Origin of the sequence: Cytobacillus solani (assembly GCF_001420595.1) — a bacterium.
GTDB classification, from domain to species: domain Bacteria; phylum Bacillota; class Bacilli; order Bacillales; family Cytobacillaceae; genus Cytobacillus; species Cytobacillus solani.
In genome coordinates this window covers 2,402,217-2,417,964 of record NZ_LJIX01000006.1, presented here as the reverse complement: position 1 = coordinate 2,417,964, position 15,748 = coordinate 2,402,217, and the positions used below count along the sequence as shown (strand labels likewise).

Sequence of the window (15,748 nt, the reverse complement as noted above, 5' to 3'; positions counted from 1 at the left end):
AAAATTTGCTATTTTAAAGGAAAACAAGCAAAATAATAAAATAGGATTTATGGAAAGTAGGGGGTTTTTTGCCTGATTTTTTAATGCTGCAAGAGGGCTTGATATTGACGGAGTGACACATGTGTTTAACTATGACATCCCTCAGGACGCTGAAACCTATGTACACAGGATAGGGCGGACAGGAAGAGGAACACAAATCAGTTAGAAAACAGAAGACCACAACTATTTCCAATGGTTTGACTAACCCTTCAAAGGGAAAAGGAAAAGCAAGCCGAAGTAAAAATAGAAGAACACGATAAAGAGGTGTAAACATGCTACATACAAAAATTACAAATTATTTTTCCGACGAAAAAACAGCATCATTTAAAGAAGAAATCGAATATGCAAGGAAGCATCAGATTATTGATGAAACAAGAACGATAATGGAAATAGATCCTGCTGCACGTTTCAATGATGCATATATTGAACGCAGCGATAAAGAAACAGAAGAGTTTCTCGGAGAAGAATCAGCAGGCTTCTTAAATCAGCCTATTCATTATTTAAAACAGTATCTTAATGAATTTATCTACATTGAATCAGACTGTTTTCCAATGATTCATACTGAATCGATTTGTCTTGAAGTAGATGATATCTTTCGTACATATGAAGTCATGCTTGGTTTAAAGCTTCAAAAAAAATATGAAAAAGGAATCAAAGCCTACTTGGAACAAGAATTAATCGGAGAAATAAAAGTAAGTTTACTATTTAACCAGACTGATGGATTATGGGATTTCAACTTCGCACTGAATAATATAAAAGGATTCAATGAAGACTTAACAATCGGCGAAGTCCTTGTTCTTGTATACCGTTTCCTTTTCAAATTGGCTGAAACGGTTGAAGAAAATAAATAAGGGGAGTTGTATAACATGTTCAAACATACTAGTAAATGGATTGTCATTGCTTTATTATTCCTTCTGACAATGACGATTTCAACAAGTGCACTTGCCTCCAATGGAGATAATAATAACGAAGACAGTATTAACGAAAAGTTCGGCCTCCCAGTTGTTGTATATGGGTCAGCCTTGACACCTGCACAGAAGGAAGAGGTCCGTAAATTATTAGGTGTAAAAGATCCAAAGATGGTGAAGGAATTAACAGTTAGTGGAGAAGATTTAGAAAGATACATTAAAGGTAATAAACATTCTAATATGTATTCATCTGCAAAAATTACGCTTAAGGATTCAGGATCTGGTCTCTATATTAATCAAGTAACTCCAGAAAATATTACGGAAGTTTCAGATGAAATGTATGCAAATGCGCTTTTAACTGCAGGCATTCAAGATGCAGTCGTTGATGTGGCATCTCCAGTAAAAGTAAGTGGTCACTCTGCTTTAGTTGGAATATATAAAGCCTATGATGAGGGCGAAGGAACTGAATTAAATACAGAACATACAGAAGTAGCCAATGAAGAATTAAGCCTGGCATCTAAATTAGCACAGCAGGAAGGGCTAGATAAGGACAAAATTTCCGAGCTCCTAACGGAAATTAAGAAAGAAATTGCCGCGCAAAATCCTGCAACAAAAGAGGACATCGAAAAGATTATCAACGAGCAATTAAAGACGCTTGAAATCAAATTAAGTCCTGAGGATCGCCAGCTGCTTGTAGATCTATTTGAAAAAATGCGCAGTCTTAATATTAACTTTGACAATGTAAAATCACAGCTTGAAGACTTGTCGAAAGACATCCAGAATCGAATTGAAGAAGCGGTTGGCGATAAGGGCTTCCTGCAGGCGATTGGGGATTTCTTTAAAAATTTAATCGATGGAATTAAAAGTCTATTTTCTTAAAAGCAGGGCATCCCCTGCTTTTTTATTTTTCTAACTCTGGGAATTTAATAGGCGTAAGTAAGGAATACTTATCCCGATAAGAGCGATAAGCAACTAGCTGCACATTTCGTGCTCGTACATCCACTTGTAATATTGATGAATGTTTCATTTCTAAATAATAATGAATTCCATCCAGTTTCATTTCATAAAAAGTAAACTGTAAGCCTAAGAAGTCCTTTTTCGTCACTTTGCTATCGGGATGATTTTTAATAAAATCCGCAATTTCTTTTACCGATGCAGCAGATGTACCAGTAATACTATAGAATCTTTCTTTCATTTTTGCATTCGCTTGATTGTACGTTACCTTGGCTTTATGAATCATACTATCCACTAGGTTTTTCATAAAAAACTCCTCACTTTTTCATAATAATCCTTATCATAACATGACACTTATCATGGGGTGTGCATGACACGTGTGTCTTTAAAATTAATTCTTTCTTCTATAGTATTATCATTAAAACGGCGGAAGGATACAATGAATATGACCAAACAAAAACAAATTCATTTAAAGAAGCAAATGGCTCCGTACGAACAATCGAATACAAAGGAAAGTAATTGGCAGCTGATAAATACTATTTTGCCTTTTATCGGTCTCTGGTTTTTGGCATATAAAAGCTTATCCGTATCCTATATTTTGACACTTATCTTTGCAGTCTTAGCAGCAGGGTTTTTAGTAAGAATTTTCATCATTTTTCATGATTGCTGCCACCATTCTTTCTTTAAAAACCGGGTCGCCAATAAAGTTATCGGGACAATCACAGGGATCATTACCATCTTCCCGTATAGCCAATGGCAGCATGATCATTCTGTTCACCATGCGACTAGCAGCAATTTAGATAAGCGTGGGGTTGGCGATATTTGGATGCTAACAGTTGAGGAATACATGGAAGCATCTGCTTGGCAAAAAATTGCCTACCGTTTATACCGAAACCCAATTATTATGTTTGGTCTTGGACCAATCTATGTCTTCCTTATTAAAAATCGATTTAACAGAAAAGGTGCTCGTAAGAAAGAGCGAATGAATACGTATTTAACAAATGTTTCAATTGTTTCCCTATATGGTCTGCTGTGCTGGGGTATTGGCTGGGAAGCATTTCTCCTTGTTCAATTACCAATCTTCTTAATCTCAGGAGCTGCAGGTATCTGGCTTTTTTATGTACAGCATACGTTTGAAGATTCCTATTTCGAGGAAGATGCGGAATGGGAATATGTAAAAGCTGCAGTGGAAGGCAGCTCATTCTATAAACTCCCGAAACCATTGCAATGGATTACAGGGAATATTGGCTATCACCATGTTCATCATTTAAGCCCGAGAGTGCCAAACTATAAGTTAGAAGAGGCCCATAATAATACAGAGCCGCTAAAAAATGTGCCAACTATCACGCTAAGTACAAGCTTACAATCACTTAAATTCCACCTATGGGATGAAAAAGAAAAGAAATTTGTCGCCTATAAAGAAATCACAAATTATCTCCAGAATACAAAAAAAAGTGAGATGGCTTCTAGATTAAAGTAGTACAATATGGGTGGAGCCACTTGCGTGAGCTTCACCTATTTTTTTAATCTAATGAGGGAATCAGATGATAAAAAACTATTTTACAACTTTAAAAAGCTCTGGCATATCTCCTTATATTTGGAGTGTTTTTGCCATTTTGCCATTTTACTTCATTTTTCAATCTTCTTCGACAATTGAAGTCATTGTTGGTATTTTATTAACAATTATCTTTTTTATTTCTTATCGCTTGGCTTTTCTATCGAAAAAATGGCCTGTTTACTTGTGGACGGGAATTCTCATCGCCATTTCCACCGCAATGACGATTATCTTTCAATTTGTCTATTTTGCCTTCTATATTGCCTATTATAATGGGAATATCAAAAACAGAATTGCCTTCTTAACGTTATATATTATCCATCTTGTATTTACAATTGCATCGATTAATTATAATTTAGTTCTAGGAAAACCATTGTTTTTGAAGCAATTGCCGTTTGTCATTATCATTGGGATAAGCGTGATCCTTCTCCCATTTAATCTTTATAATAAAAAGAAGCAGGAGAAACTAGAGGAACAGCTAGAGGTCGCGAATCAGCGAATTGCAGAGCTTGTGAAACAAGAGGAGCGACAACGGATTGCGCGAGATCTTCATGATACATTAGGACAAAAGCTTTCATTAATTGGGCTAAAAAGTGACCTCGCGAGGAGACTTGTATATAAAGATCCTGAAGCATCTCGAAGTGAAATGAAGGATGTGCAGCAAACAGCAAGAACGGCCTTAAACGAAGTTCGTACAATGGTCTCGCAAATGCGAGGGATTCGCTTGGAAGAGGAGATTATCCGTGTCAAACAAATCCTTCAAGCAGCAGAAATCTCACTTATTGTTGAGAATGATGTAAATCATCTAAGTATTTCAATCTTTCTTGAAAATCTTCTTAGCATGTGTATGAAAGAAGCAGTAACAAATGTCGTAAAACATAGCAAGGCGACATTCTGCCAAATTAAATTTGAGCAATCAGCAAATGAAGTATGCATTATAATTAAGGATGATGGTATCGGTATTCCTGACCAATATTACTTCTCTAAGGGCAGTGGTTTACTTGGAATAAAAGAACGGCTAGAATTTGTGAACGGCAGCTTAGATGTAAAAACGATTGATGGAACGACGATTACAATGAAAGTACCAAGTGTTGTAAAACAGACTTAAAAAGGAGGAGCAAGAATGATTAGAATTGTAATTGCTGAAGATCAGCGGATGATGCTTGGTGCATTAGGATCCTTGCTCAACCTGGAAGAAGATATGGAAGTGGTCGGAAAAGCAAATAATGGAAAGGAAGCCGTCACTTTAGTTAAGCACCATCAACCTGATATTTGTATCATGGATATTGAAATGCCTGAGAAAAGTGGACTTGAAGCAGCTGAAGAGTTAAAAGGATTCGGTTGTAAAGTCATTATTTTAACAACTTTTGCACGTTCTGGTTATTTTCAAAGGGCTCTACAAGCAGGTGTGAGTGGGTATTTACTGAAAGATAGCCCGAGTGAAGAGTTAGCTAGCTCCATACGAATGGTTATGGACGGAAGACGGATCTATGCACCTGAACTAATGGATGATGTATACAGTGAAGAAAATCCGCTTACCGAACGCGAAAAAGCAGTTCTTGAGCTTGTTGCAGATGGGAAAAACACAAAAGAAATTGCTGACGAGCTCAAAATCAAAACAGGAACAGTCAGAAACTATATCTCACAAATACTTGACAAGCTTGAGGTTAAAAACCGAATAGAAGCGATTACACAATCGAAGGAAAAGGGATGGTTTAAGTAAACCATCCCTTTTTTATTTGTAATATGGAAAAAGAGTATCTGTTCCATCATTAATATACTTGGAAGTAGACAGGAGAACATAATTATTTATTTTTCGAATTTTTTAAAAAATCACTCGACAAAGTATATGAATTGGAGGATAATTGTAAAAATAAATAATTCACTTTTACTAAGTACCGCTTAAAAGAGTTGAAAAACAGCAAGGCTTTTAAGCAAAAAACTCATGAGAATTACATATTAAAAAGACAGGGAGAAGAAGTAGGATGAGAGACTATCAAATGGAAATCAGCTTAACCGCAGCGAGAAAACAAAAACCGGCATTTGACCAGCTTCAGTTTGGAAGACATTTTACAGATCATATGTTTGTGATGGATTATTCTACAGAAAAAGGCTGGTATGACCCGCGAATTATTCCTTATCAACCTGTCACATTGGAACCATCGGCAATGATTTTTCATTATGGGCAAACAGTATTTGAAGGGTTGAAGGCATATCTCTCAAAAGAAGGACAAGTTTTATTATTTAGACCGGAAAAAAATATGGAACGAATGAATCGTTCGAATGCGAGACTTTGCATGCCTCCAATTGATGAGGAATTTGCGTTATATGCATTAAAACAATTGCTTTCTATTGAAAAGGACTGGATCCCTTCATATGAGGGCACTTCTCTTTATATACGCCCATTTATCATCTCAACTGAGCCATTCTTAGGTGTCGCACCTTCAAACAGTTATCGATTTATGATCATTTTATCCCCTGTTGGGGCTTATTATAAGGAAGGCATTAATCCAGTGAAAATTTCCGTTGAACAAGAATTTGTTCGTGCAGTTCAAGGCGGGACTGGTAATGCAAAAACAGCTGGCAACTATGCTGGCAGCTTAAAAGCACAAGAAATGGCAGGAAATTCGGGATACTCCCAAGTTCTTTGGCTTGACGGAAAAGAAAAGAAATATATCGAGGAAGTCGGCAGCATGAATGTATTCTTCAAGATAAACGGGGAGGTCATCACACCTGTTTTAAATGGAAGCATCTTAGACGGTGTTACCCGTGATTCAATCATTCAGTTAATTGAACATTGGAATATTCCTTTTTCTGAACGAAAAATTTCAATGGAAGAAATCTATCAGGCACATAAAGAAGGGACTTTAGAAGAAGCTTTTGGTACGGGTACAGCTGCTGTCATCTCGCCAATTGGGGAGTTCTTCTGGCAAAATGAACAACTTGAAATCAATAATGGAGAAACCGGGGAACTTGCGAAAAAATTATATGATACACTAACAGGGATTCAATACGGTACACATGAAGACCCGTTTGGCTGGCGTGTAGAAGTATTAGAGGAGGCTTTAAATATTTAATCATTTTTGCTTGCAATATTCAAAATACATGGTATGCTATGAATTGAATTCAAATAAGAAACACTAGGGGTGTCTTGTAAAAGACTGAGATTGAACGGCCGTTCTAAACCCTTTGAACCTGATCTAGTTCACACTGGCGTAGGGAAGTGGTAAATGGTTGAACACTTACGTATACATCAACCCCCACTCATATGTCTAAAAGAGTGGGGGTTTTTTATACTTAAATACTAACTAAATACTTTTTTCTGCTAGGGGCGCCTTATGGCTGAGAAGTAACCCTTTGAACCTGATCTAGATCATACTAGCGTAGGGAAGTAGGTAAGATGATTACGACTATTTGTGCGTAATGATTTAACCGCTTTCCACATTTGGAAAGCGGTTTTATTTTTGCTTTAATTGAAATTCGAAGGAGGAAATAAAATGGATATTGTAAAAATAAAGAAATTCACTGATAGGCTGTTTGAAAATGTTCAGCCGATCTGGGAGAAGAATCATAATCATCCCTTTGTTCAAGAGCTTGGAAAAGGTCAATTAGATGAGGAAAAATTCATTCACTATATGAAACAGGACTATGTGTATTTAATCGATTACGCAAAGCTATTTGCCGTGGGTGTCCTAAAAGCACAAGATCTACATACGATGGGGAAGTTCGCTCAAATTCTCGATGAGACATTAAATGTTGAAATGGAGCTTCATCGCCAGTTTGCTGCTGAATTTGGCATTTCCCGTGAGGAGTTAGAAGCTACAAAGCCAACACCAGTTAATCTTGCGTATACACGCTATATGTTAAACGTTGCCCAAAATGGCAGTTTAGCCGAGGTCGTTGCTTGTCTATTGCCTTGTGCATGGGATTACTGGGAGATTGGGAAATTGCTTAGAAAACAATATGGAAATCAAATTGAGACAAATCGATATGGCAAATGGATTGAAACATACGATTCTGAAACCTTCGGTGAAGGAGCAAAGTGGCTTATACGGCTGATGGATGAATTAGCGGAAGGAAAGCCAGAACGGGAGCTCGCCATCCTTGAGGAGCATTTTCAAATGACCTCAAAGTACGAATATTTATTCTGGGAAATGAACTATTACAAGCAAGAATGGCCTATATAACTGTAAGTGGGTGAAGAAATGACGCTCGTGTTAAAAAATGTTTCCTACACATTTACGAATAAAGGAAACCAACACAACAAAGTGATCTCGGAATTAAGTATGCAAGTAAATCGTGGGGAATTCGTCTCTCTCATTGGCAAAAGCGGCACAGGCAAAAGCACGATATTAAAATTGGTAACTGGCCTGCTTAAACAAGATGAAGGAGAAATATCCATAAACGGCAAGTCCATTTCGCTTGGGGATGTTGGCTATATGCCCCAGCGAGACCTGCTGCTTCCATGGCGATCAATCATTGATAATATCATAATTGCAGCGGAATTCCGGAAGGATTTACAGATTACTAGAGAAGAAGCAAGAAATTGGCTGAATCATGTTGGCCTGATTGAATATGAAAACGCCCTGCCTAAACAATTGTCTGGAGGGATGCGGCAGCGTGCAGCCTTCCTTCGGGCACTGCTGACAGGCAAAGACTTGCTATTGCTAGATGAACCGTTCGGCGCTCTTGATGCATTTACCAAAAGAGAGATGCAAGCATGGCTGTTATCCATTTGGCAGGAGCTAAATAAAACGGTTTTGTTTATAACCCATGACCTGGAGGAAGCATGTCTTCTTAGTGACAGAATCATCCTGCTGCACCCAGACAAAAAGATAGAAGAAATAAATGTAGATCTGCCGCGTCCACGATTTCCTGACCTGCTGCATTCAACAGAATTGGCTGGATTGCGACACGAACTGGAGAAAAAGATTGCCAATGAAACAGATTAAGAGATGGATTCAGAGTTATAGTCTATTTATCGTTTTTGCAAGTTTACTATTAATCGTATTTGAATGGCTAGTCAGGGGAGAGATAATCCCTTCATTTATTATACCTGCCCCAACCAGCGTCATTGTGATGATCCTGGAAAATTGGCGGCCATTAGTTTTGGAGCATTTAAGCGCAACCATGCTTGAATTTTTCATCGGCTTTTTTATATCAGTTATAGGCGGTGTATTACTTGCAGTTTGGATGTTTTTTTCAAAAACAGTTGAGAAAATGTTATATCCTGCTGTACTGATTTCACAGATGATGCCGATTATTGCCCTATCACCAATCTTTGTCCTTTGGTTTGGCTATACGTTATGGAGCAAGGTTGCCGTGACCGTATTAATCTCATTTTTTCCAATTGTTGTTGGTACATATGATGGTCTTAAGTCAGGGGATAAAGAATATATCGAGCTACTTCGATCGATGGGTGCAACACGATGGCACACGTTTACAAAGCTGAACATTCCAATGGCTTTGCCATCCTTTTTCTCTGGGTTGAAGCTTGCAACAGTCTATGCACTTGTTGGAGCGACGATTGGCGAATGGCTTGGTGCAAGTGAAGGGTTGGGTTATTACAGCAGGCGAATGTCTGGCAATTTAAATGCAGAAGGGGTTTTTGCAGCCATCACGATATTGACGATCATTGGCATCCTTCTTTTTTCCGTCATGACAGCTATTGAAAAGAAAGCATTACACTGGAAAAATACAGAATAACAAACAACTGGAGTTGGTTAGTAGATGAAAAGAATTTTGTTTCTTATTTTAATAATGGCAATGCTGCTTACAGCTTGTTCAGAAAATAATACAAATAGCAATGAGAAAGAGAAGCTAGAAGATATTAGCATCATGCTAGATTGGTATCCAAATGCAGTACATACAGCTATTTATACTGCAAAAGAAAAGGGCTACTTTGCCGATGCAGGGCTAAACGTCAACATTGAGATGCCTGCAGATACGAATGATCCGTTGAAGCTTGCGGCTACTGGAAAGGTCGACTTGGCAATCAGCTACCAAACACAGCTTTTAGTCTCAAGAGCAGAAGGGATTCCGGTAGTATCAGTCGCTGCTCTTGTCAGACATTCACTTGATGCAATCATGTTTAAAAAGGATAGCGGAATACAATCACCAAAGGATTTGGAAGGGAAAAATATTGGGTATCCATCAGCATCTGTCAATGAAGCAGTCGTTTCTACGATTGTAAAGAAAGTTGGCGGAGACATGAATAAAGTGAAAATGACCGATGTTGGCTGGGATTTAATGTCGTCACTTGCGACTGATAATGTGGATGCGCTTACTGGTGCTTATATTAACCATGAACTTGTCCTGTTAAATAAAGAAGGCTATGACATGGATATTCTTAAACTAACTGACTTTGGAGTTCCAGATAACTATGAACTTGTAATTGTTACAGGAGAGAAAACATTAAAGAAGAAAAAAGCAGCCTTTGAAAAATTCTGGCAAGCGGTAACAAAGGCACAGGAAGACGTTAAAAAAGATCCCGCTGCCGGTCTTAAAGTTCTGCTGGATCATGAAAATGATAGCTTTCCTCTAGATAAGGAAGTGGAGACTGAAAGTTTACAAGTGCTTTTACCCCTAATGGAGGAGGCAAATGTGCCGTTCGGGTATCAAGAGGAGGACACTTGGAATGAAGTCGCTATTTGGCTTTATGAATCAAAGGTAATAAAGGAGAAATTGAATGCAAAAGAAGCATTCGTTAATATCGTTTCCAAAGAATGAAAACTACAAAACGAGAGGGAGGATTTAGTATGGATAAAACAAAGAAGCTTACATTAACTGCGCTCATCGCAGCCATTACAACTGTATCAAGCAGTCTCATTTACATTCCAGTAGGATTTGCGAAGATCTTCCCGATTCAGCATTTTGCCAATGTCTTATCAGCTGTGCTGCTTGGTCCATGGTATGCAGTCTTTCAAGCAGTTATTTCCTCAACATTAAGGAACATGCTCGGGACTGGAAGTATTTTTGCTTATCCCGGCAGTATGATCGGGGCATTTTTGGCAGCCATTCTATATAGGAAAACAAAGAATCTTAATTTTGCAGCAGCAGGGGAAGTAATCGGGACAGGGATACTTGGAGCAATGGCCACCTATCCAATTTCCATTCTGTTATTAGGACAGGAAGCAACATTGTTTGGCTTTATACCTGCATTTATGATCAGTTCATTCACTGGTGCGCTCATGGGATATGGCTTGCTGAAAATATTAGTTCGAAATAAGGCAATTGGAGGAATGCTCGATGAAAACAGCACTTACAATCGCGGGCTCTGATTCTGGAGGCGGAGCTGGCATTCAGGCAGATTTGAAAGCATTCTCAGCACATGGAGTTTACGGAATGTCGGTTATAACGGCCGTTACAGCACAAAATACACAAGAGGTTCGATCCGTACAAAATATTGAAAATTCTATTATAAAGGATCAAATGGAGGCTGTTTTTGATGATATTTGTGTGGATGCTGTAAAAATTGGCATGCTATCATCTGCAAAAACTGCAGAGACAGTCGCTGCTTCATTACAAAAATATCAACCTGCGTTTGTTGTTCTTGATCCTGTCATGGTATCTAAAGGAGGGCATCATTTACTACAGCTTGATGCTGTGTCAGCATTGAAAGAAAAAATAATTCCAATGGCAACCTTAATAACCCCAAACATCCCTGAAGCTGAAGTGTTAGTGATGGATACTATTCATACGCCTGAAGATATGATGGCAGCCTGTCTCGCCATTGCAGCTCTCGGGGCTAAAGCTGTCCTACTAAAAGGCGGACATCTGCATGGCGATCCGAACGATTTATTATTTGATGGGGAAAATTTCACTTGGATAACAGGAACTCGGATTCATACAAAAAACACACACGGAACTGGCTGCACATTGTCATCAGCCATTACTGCAAATCTAGCAAATGGTGCTTCGTTAATAGACTCTGTTCAAGAAGCTAAAAAATATATTACATTAGCCATTACACATAGTCTAAATCTAGGCAAGGGGTACGGACCGACGAATCATTTCTACGAGCTTTATAAGAAAGCAGACCTAGTGACAAAGTAATAACGCAGGGGGATATAACATATGCAAAAACATGAGATTAAGGACTTATTCTTAAGAGTAAAAGAACAGAACCCATTAGTGCACCATATTACAAATCATGTAACGATCAATGATTGTGCCAATGCAACGCTTGCGCTTGGAGGCTCACCTGTCATGGCAACAAGTATCGAAGAGGGAGCAGATATGGTGAAGTTAGCAAACGCCCTTGTCATAAACTTTGGCACCATTGATGATGAAACATATGCTGCAATGGTTCGAGCGGGGCAAGCAGCAAATAAAAAGGGGATACCAGTTATATTCGATCCAGTTGGCGTAGGAGCTACCCCCTTTCGTACCAATCGAGCAAAGGAATTTTTAGAGCATGTAAGGGTATCGATTGTTAGAGGGAATGCATCGGAGGTATTTGCCTTAATCGGCGGAGAAGCAAGCACAAGAGGGGTTGACTCAGGCACCTTGTCCATTTCAGTAAGAGATTTAGCTAAGAATGCAGCAAATAAGCTTCAGGCAATTGCAGTGATTAGCGGGGAATTGGATACCGTTTCAAATGGAAAAAAAATAGTCCAAATCGAAAATGGAGATATTTGGTTAACTCGAATTACTGGAACAGGGTGTATGACAGCTTCCTTAATTGCATGTTTTTCCGGGGTTACTGAAGATTGGTTCTTGGCTGCGATTGCAGGGATGTCTGTCATGAGCTTAGCAGGAGAACGTGCAAAAAAAGCACTTCAAGACAATGAGGGGATCGGAACATATCGTATGAAGCTAATGGATGAAATCTTCCTCATGGATAACCAAATCTGGGCAGAAGGAGTGCGTTTATCATGAAGCCGGATTACACGTTGTATTTAGTTACAGAGGAGTCCATGCCATTAGATCAACTGCTGCGTACAGTTGAAGAAGCTGTCAAAGGAGGCGTCACTATCGTCCAGCTTCGAGAAAAAAATGCTTCGGGAAAAAGCTTTTTTGAAAAAGCAAAAAGCATGAAGACTTTGCTATCTGCCTATCATGTTCCACTGATCATCAATGACCGTGTGGATGTCGCTTTAGCTGTTGGTGCCGACGGTATTCATATCGGACAAAGCGACCTTCCATTAGCAGCAGTTAGAAATATTGTCCCTTCATCTATGTTTGTAGGAATTTCTGTTTCTACAATTAACGAAGCAAAAGAGGCAGAGAAAATTGGTGCGGATTATATCGGGGTCGGTGCCGTATTTCCAACTCATTCGAAAGTGGATGCCGAAGTATTACCCGCAGGAATGTTAGCAGAGATTACGAATGCTGTTTCAATCCCTGCTGTAGCTATTGGAGGGATTAAACTTGATCATATCTCTAAGCTTCGTGAAATGAATATTGCTGGAGTGGCGATTGTATCTGGCATCATGAAGGCAAATGATCCTTACAATGCAGCAAGCTCTTACAGGAAGGAAATGGAGATTTAGCATTTATAATATTTTTTTTAGGTCAACTAGTTATCTAGTTGGCCATTTTTATTCATATTCCTAAATTTACAAGTTGTTTCAGAAAGTCTGGAAAAGTTCTATAATAAAAATATAAAAACAATTTCAACAATAAGGAGAATCTGTTATGGAAAAGATTACCCGCATTTCAAATGAACTGAAGGACTGGATTCTACAAACATTAAAAAGCGGTGTAAATCCTGAATCAATTGTTGCTGCTATGGTTAAGAAAGGATTCGACCAAGATTTTGCCTATTTAACAATGTTACGTATCTTAAACAATCAATCTTTAAAAACCGTTGATGGCAATCAAAGCCCATATATGTATGAATCTATTGAAATAGCAAAAAGGGGAAATATTATAACAACAACTGACCGAGAAGTTAAGGTGCTTTTGAAAATGGACAAGCCATGCATCATTTATCTTGATAATGTACTAAGTATAGAAGAATGTGACCAGTTAATTCATTTATCAACGAATCGACTTCAACCTTCAGAAATTATCGACCCAATAACAGGAGAAAAAAAAGCGGTACCTGGAAGAACGAGCAAAGGTGCCTATTATCATTTAAATGAAACAAATCTTATTGCCACGATTGAAAGAAGAATAGAAGAAATAACGAGTCACCCGCTTAATCACGGAGAGGGCCTTCAAGTGTTGAACTATAACATTGGCGAGGAATATAAGGCCCATTTTGATTACTTTCCTGCCAATCAAATTGATATGGATAAAGGTGGACAACGGATCGCAACATTCTTAATCTATTTAAATGATGTAGGGGCAGGCGGTGAAACGATTTTTCCAAAAGTCGGATTATCTATCGTTCCTAAAAAGGGAACGGCTGTTTATTTCCATTATGGTAATAGTCATGGTCAAGTGGATCGGATGTCTTTACATAGCAGTATTCCCGTTATAACTGGGGAGAAATGGGTGGCAACAAAATGGATCCGTCAAACAACTATTTGCCAGAACAGTCAAATGAATGAGGTTCTAACTTAATAAAAGAATTTATTATTCAATAAATAATAATTCAAACAAATCCTAATCTTGCCAAAATATAGAATATAAACGTAAAATAAGAGAAAGGTTTTTGTGACACAGGGAGTGTGCCCGATGGAAATGATGAACGGCTTGCTTATTAATCTTCTCTTTATTCTTATTTTCGTTTTACTTACAAATATGCTATTATTACACAAAAATAAATTTATTCAATCCTCAGTATGGAACTTTTATTTTGTTTTTATCATTTGTACGCTAATTGTCATCTGCCTGCAATTATCTGTTTCAGTAGGACATGGTTTTATTTATGATTTACGGTTTGTCCCATTTCTTCTAGGTGGTTTATATGGCGGGAAACGTATAACAATTGGATTAGGAATTTTTCTCCTAACTATTCGATTTATTCTTGGCGGAGATGGGTTTTGGTTATCTTTGTTTCTAATAATTATTTCAACAATTGGTATTTTCATGATCTCACCGATCTATGTAAAAAAGTCACTTTGGACTAAATTAAGCATTGTATCTATATTTTCCATTGGATATGCAGTCATAGGCTATTTGACCCCTGCATTATTATATGGTTTTCACGACCTTACGGAATTTGCAATTTATAGCATTATTTTAGTCATTTCTACCTTTTTTGTAACGTATCTTGCAGAGATCCTCAGAACTGCATTTGTATTACAGCTCGAGGCAATGAAATTCGAGAAAATGGAAATTGTCAGTCATTTAGCAGCTAGTATCAGTCATGAAGTAAGAAACCCGCTAACTGCCGTTATCGGCTTTCTACAACTAATAGGGGAAAGCGAGCATACAAATGAGAAAAGTAAATCATATGCCATGTTTGCTATTGAAGAAGCCAATCGGGCTTCTGACATCATAAATGATTATCTAACCTTTGCTAAGCCACACTCAAATGAAGAATGTTTAATGAACATTGAAAAGGAAATCAATAAGTGTCACGATATTCTACGCCCGCTTACTTTAAAGCAAAATGTAGATATAGAATCTTTTTTTCAACATGCGGGTTCGATTAAAGGGGATCCCCATAAGTTCCACCAAGTATTACTAAATATTGTTAAAAACAGCATTGAAGCAATGCCAGAAGGAGGCATGTTAACAATCCAAACGTTTGAAAACCGTGGTCGTATCCATATAAAAATAACCGATACCGGACATGGCATGAAGCCTGAACATATTGCTAGACTTGGGGAGCCATATTTCTCATTAAAGGGGCAAAAAGGGACAGGCTTAGGAATGATGGTTGTTTATCGAATTGTAGAAAGCATGAAGGGTACAGTAACTGTAATAAGCGAAATCGATATTGGCACATCCATTACTCTGTCGTTCCCGAGTTTCTCGTAAGGTCATTCATTCTTTGTTACCTGTTTTTCATGTATAATATGGATGAGAATACTAGTTTGGGGGGACATCCATTTCTTATGAAAACAATAAAACCAGTTGAATTAAGTAACAGATTGCAGAAGAATGAAGAAGTATTTATTCTCGATGTAAGAGCAGAAGAAAAATACAATCATTATCATATCAAGGAACAATATATACATAGTGTAAACATCGAAAAAACACATATTTTTGATGAGAATGATATGGAGTCAATTTCTAGCTTGCCGAAGGATAAAGAAATAATCATCACTTGTACAACAGGAAACTCAGCAAGAAAATGTGCGGAAATTTTAGCTGAAAAAGAATTCAATGTTACCTTGCTTGAAGGCGGAATTACTGCATGGAAGGATTATAAAGCTACTAAGTAAGCGGTTAA

Annotated in this window: 18 protein-coding genes, 1 pseudogene and 2 riboswitches; of the genes and pseudogenes, 18 read left to right on the top strand and 1 reads right to left on the bottom strand. The window is 37.9% G+C overall.

Annotated elements, in window-relative coordinates; translation table 11 throughout:
* Window positions 1-85: 85 nt before the first annotated feature.
* The 3 genes and pseudogenes from AN957_RS28870 to AN957_RS13895 all read left to right on the top strand — a co-directional run.
* Window positions 86-187 (top strand): annotated as a pseudogene (locus AN957_RS28870) (helicase-related protein); the annotation flags it as partial.
* Between the two features lie 124 nt (window positions 188-311).
* Window positions 312-890: a hypothetical protein gene (locus AN957_RS13900; protein ID WP_075209149.1), complete on the top strand. Its 579-nt coding sequence runs from the start codon at window positions 312-314 to the stop codon at window positions 888-890.
* 15 nt (window positions 891-905) lie between these two features.
* On the top strand, window positions 906-1,826 hold the full coding sequence (locus AN957_RS13895) for a DUF1002 domain-containing protein (RefSeq protein WP_053476078.1): 921 nt from the start codon (window positions 906-908) through the stop codon (window positions 1,824-1,826).
* A 22-nt stretch (window positions 1,827-1,848) separates the two neighbouring features.
* Here the strand turns inward: AN957_RS13895 and AN957_RS13890 are convergent, their stop codons facing one another.
* The gene (locus AN957_RS13890) at window positions 1,849-2,208 is read right to left on the bottom strand and encodes a hypothetical protein (protein WP_053476077.1); all 360 of its coding nucleotides are present in this window, start codon (window positions 2,206-2,208) and stop codon (window positions 1,849-1,851) included.
* 138 nt (window positions 2,209-2,346) lie between these two features.
* Between AN957_RS13890 and desA the strand changes: the two genes are divergently transcribed.
* The 15 genes from desA to AN957_RS13815 all read left to right on the top strand — a co-directional run bounded on the left by desA (window position 2,347) and on the right by AN957_RS13815 (window position 15,740).
* A complete protein-coding gene (desA, locus tag AN957_RS13885; protein WP_053477532.1) occupies window positions 2,347-3,381 on the top strand; it encodes a Delta(5) desaturase DesA in 1,035 nt (344 codons plus the stop codon).
* A gap of 64 nt (window positions 3,382-3,445) precedes the next feature.
* On the top strand, window positions 3,446-4,564 hold the full coding sequence (locus AN957_RS13880) for a sensor histidine kinase (RefSeq protein WP_053476076.1): 1,119 nt from the start codon (window positions 3,446-3,448) through the stop codon (window positions 4,562-4,564).
* A 15-nt stretch (window positions 4,565-4,579) separates the two neighbouring features.
* A complete protein-coding gene (locus AN957_RS13875) occupies window positions 4,580-5,179 on the top strand; it encodes a response regulator transcription factor (protein ID WP_053476075.1) in 600 nt (199 codons plus the stop codon).
* 262 nt (window positions 5,180-5,441) lie between these two features.
* Complete coding sequence (locus AN957_RS13870) at window positions 5,442-6,533, top strand: branched-chain amino acid aminotransferase (RefSeq protein WP_053476074.1); 1,092 nt, start codon at window positions 5,442-5,444, stop codon at window positions 6,531-6,533.
* A 55-nt stretch (window positions 6,534-6,588) separates the two neighbouring features.
* Window positions 6,589-6,695: riboswitch (TPP riboswitch) on the top strand.
* A 78-nt stretch (window positions 6,696-6,773) separates the two neighbouring features.
* Window positions 6,774-6,863: riboswitch (TPP riboswitch) on the top strand.
* Between the two features lie 90 nt (window positions 6,864-6,953).
* Window positions 6,954-7,643 carry a thiaminase II gene (gene tenA / locus AN957_RS13865; protein ID WP_053476073.1) on the top strand — a complete coding sequence of 230 codons (690 nt, stop codon included), beginning with the start codon at window positions 6,954-6,956 and terminating at the stop codon, window positions 7,641-7,643.
* An 18-nt stretch (window positions 7,644-7,661) separates the two neighbouring features.
* Window positions 7,662-8,408, top strand: a complete 747-nt coding sequence (locus AN957_RS13860) for an ABC transporter ATP-binding protein (RefSeq protein WP_053476072.1) — start codon at window positions 7,662-7,664, stop codon at window positions 8,406-8,408.
* Window positions 8,395-9,162 carry an ABC transporter permease gene (locus tag AN957_RS13855; RefSeq protein ID WP_053476071.1) on the top strand — a complete coding sequence of 256 codons (768 nt, stop codon included), beginning with the start codon at window positions 8,395-8,397 and terminating at the stop codon, window positions 9,160-9,162. Before AN957_RS13860 ends, AN957_RS13855 begins: the two co-directional genes overlap by 14 nt.
* A 24-nt stretch (window positions 9,163-9,186) precedes the next feature.
* Complete coding sequence (locus AN957_RS13850) at window positions 9,187-10,185, top strand: ABC transporter substrate-binding protein (protein ID WP_053476070.1); 999 nt, start codon at window positions 9,187-9,189, stop codon at window positions 10,183-10,185.
* Window positions 10,186-10,214: 29 nt separating this feature from the next.
* Window positions 10,215-10,736, top strand: coding sequence for an energy coupling factor transporter S component ThiW (gene thiW, locus AN957_RS13845; RefSeq protein ID WP_053476069.1), 522 nt, complete (start codon window positions 10,215-10,217; stop codon window positions 10,734-10,736).
* A complete protein-coding gene (gene thiD, locus AN957_RS13840) occupies window positions 10,705-11,511 on the top strand; it encodes a bifunctional hydroxymethylpyrimidine kinase/phosphomethylpyrimidine kinase (protein ID WP_053476068.1) in 807 nt (268 codons plus the stop codon). The genes thiW and thiD overlap by 32 nt, the downstream gene beginning before the upstream one ends.
* Window positions 11,512-11,532: 21 nt before the next feature.
* Complete coding sequence (gene thiM / locus AN957_RS13835; RefSeq protein WP_053476067.1) at window positions 11,533-12,336, top strand: hydroxyethylthiazole kinase; 804 nt, start codon at window positions 11,533-11,535, stop codon at window positions 12,334-12,336.
* Entirely contained in the window at window positions 12,333-12,950 is a 618-nt protein-coding gene (thiE, locus tag AN957_RS13830; RefSeq protein WP_053476066.1) for a thiamine phosphate synthase, read from the top strand. Before thiM ends, thiE begins: the two co-directional genes overlap by 4 nt.
* Window positions 12,951-13,095: 145 nt before the next feature.
* Window positions 13,096-13,968: a 2OG-Fe(II) oxygenase gene (locus tag AN957_RS13825; RefSeq protein WP_053476065.1), complete on the top strand. Its 873-nt coding sequence runs from the start codon at window positions 13,096-13,098 to the stop codon at window positions 13,966-13,968.
* Window positions 13,969-14,082: 114 nt separating this feature from the next.
* Entirely contained in the window at window positions 14,083-15,333 is a 1,251-nt protein-coding gene (locus tag AN957_RS13820) for an ATP-binding protein (protein ID WP_053476064.1), read from the top strand.
* A gap of 77 nt (window positions 15,334-15,410) precedes the next feature.
* Window positions 15,411-15,740: a rhodanese-like domain-containing protein gene (locus AN957_RS13815; protein ID WP_053477531.1), complete on the top strand. Its 330-nt coding sequence runs from the start codon at window positions 15,411-15,413 to the stop codon at window positions 15,738-15,740.
* Window positions 15,741-15,748: the final 8 nt, after the last annotated feature.

Excerpts from the sequence above, each read along its gene's own strand:
- AN957_RS13900 (WP_075209149.1), top strand. The coding sequence starts at position 312 with ATGCTACATACAAAAATTACAAATTATTTTTCCGACGAAAAAACAGCA.
- AN957_RS13895 (WP_053476078.1), top strand. The coding sequence starts at position 906 with ATGTTCAAACATACTAGTAAATGGATTGTCATTGCTTTATTATTCCTT.
- AN957_RS13890 (WP_053476077.1), bottom strand. The coding sequence starts at position 2,208 with ATGAAAAACCTAGTGGATAGTATGATTCATAAAGCCAAGGTAACGTAC.
- desA (WP_053477532.1), top strand. The coding sequence starts at position 2,347 with ATGACCAAACAAAAACAAATTCATTTAAAGAAGCAAATGGCTCCGTAC.
- AN957_RS13880 (WP_053476076.1), top strand. The coding sequence starts at position 3,446 with ATGATAAAAAACTATTTTACAACTTTAAAAAGCTCTGGCATATCTCCT.
- AN957_RS13875 (WP_053476075.1), top strand. The coding sequence starts at position 4,580 with ATGATTAGAATTGTAATTGCTGAAGATCAGCGGATGATGCTTGGTGCA.
- AN957_RS13870 (WP_053476074.1), top strand. The coding sequence starts at position 5,442 with ATGAGAGACTATCAAATGGAAATCAGCTTAACCGCAGCGAGAAAACAA.
- tenA (WP_053476073.1), top strand. The coding sequence starts at position 6,954 with ATGGATATTGTAAAAATAAAGAAATTCACTGATAGGCTGTTTGAAAAT.
- AN957_RS13860 (WP_053476072.1), top strand. The coding sequence starts at position 7,662 with ATGACGCTCGTGTTAAAAAATGTTTCCTACACATTTACGAATAAAGGA.
- AN957_RS13855 (WP_053476071.1), top strand. The coding sequence starts at position 8,395 with ATGAAACAGATTAAGAGATGGATTCAGAGTTATAGTCTATTTATCGTT.
- AN957_RS13850 (WP_053476070.1), top strand. The coding sequence starts at position 9,187 with ATGAAAAGAATTTTGTTTCTTATTTTAATAATGGCAATGCTGCTTACA.
- thiW (WP_053476069.1), top strand. The coding sequence starts at position 10,215 with ATGGATAAAACAAAGAAGCTTACATTAACTGCGCTCATCGCAGCCATT.
- thiD (WP_053476068.1), top strand. The coding sequence starts at position 10,705 with ATGAAAACAGCACTTACAATCGCGGGCTCTGATTCTGGAGGCGGAGCT.
- thiM (WP_053476067.1), top strand. The coding sequence starts at position 11,533 with ATGCAAAAACATGAGATTAAGGACTTATTCTTAAGAGTAAAAGAACAG.
- thiE (WP_053476066.1), top strand. The coding sequence starts at position 12,333 with ATGAAGCCGGATTACACGTTGTATTTAGTTACAGAGGAGTCCATGCCA.
- AN957_RS13825 (WP_053476065.1), top strand. The coding sequence starts at position 13,096 with ATGGAAAAGATTACCCGCATTTCAAATGAACTGAAGGACTGGATTCTA.
- AN957_RS13820 (WP_053476064.1), top strand. The coding sequence starts at position 14,083 with ATGGAAATGATGAACGGCTTGCTTATTAATCTTCTCTTTATTCTTATT.
- AN957_RS13815 (WP_053477531.1), top strand. The coding sequence starts at position 15,411 with ATGAAAACAATAAAACCAGTTGAATTAAGTAACAGATTGCAGAAGAAT.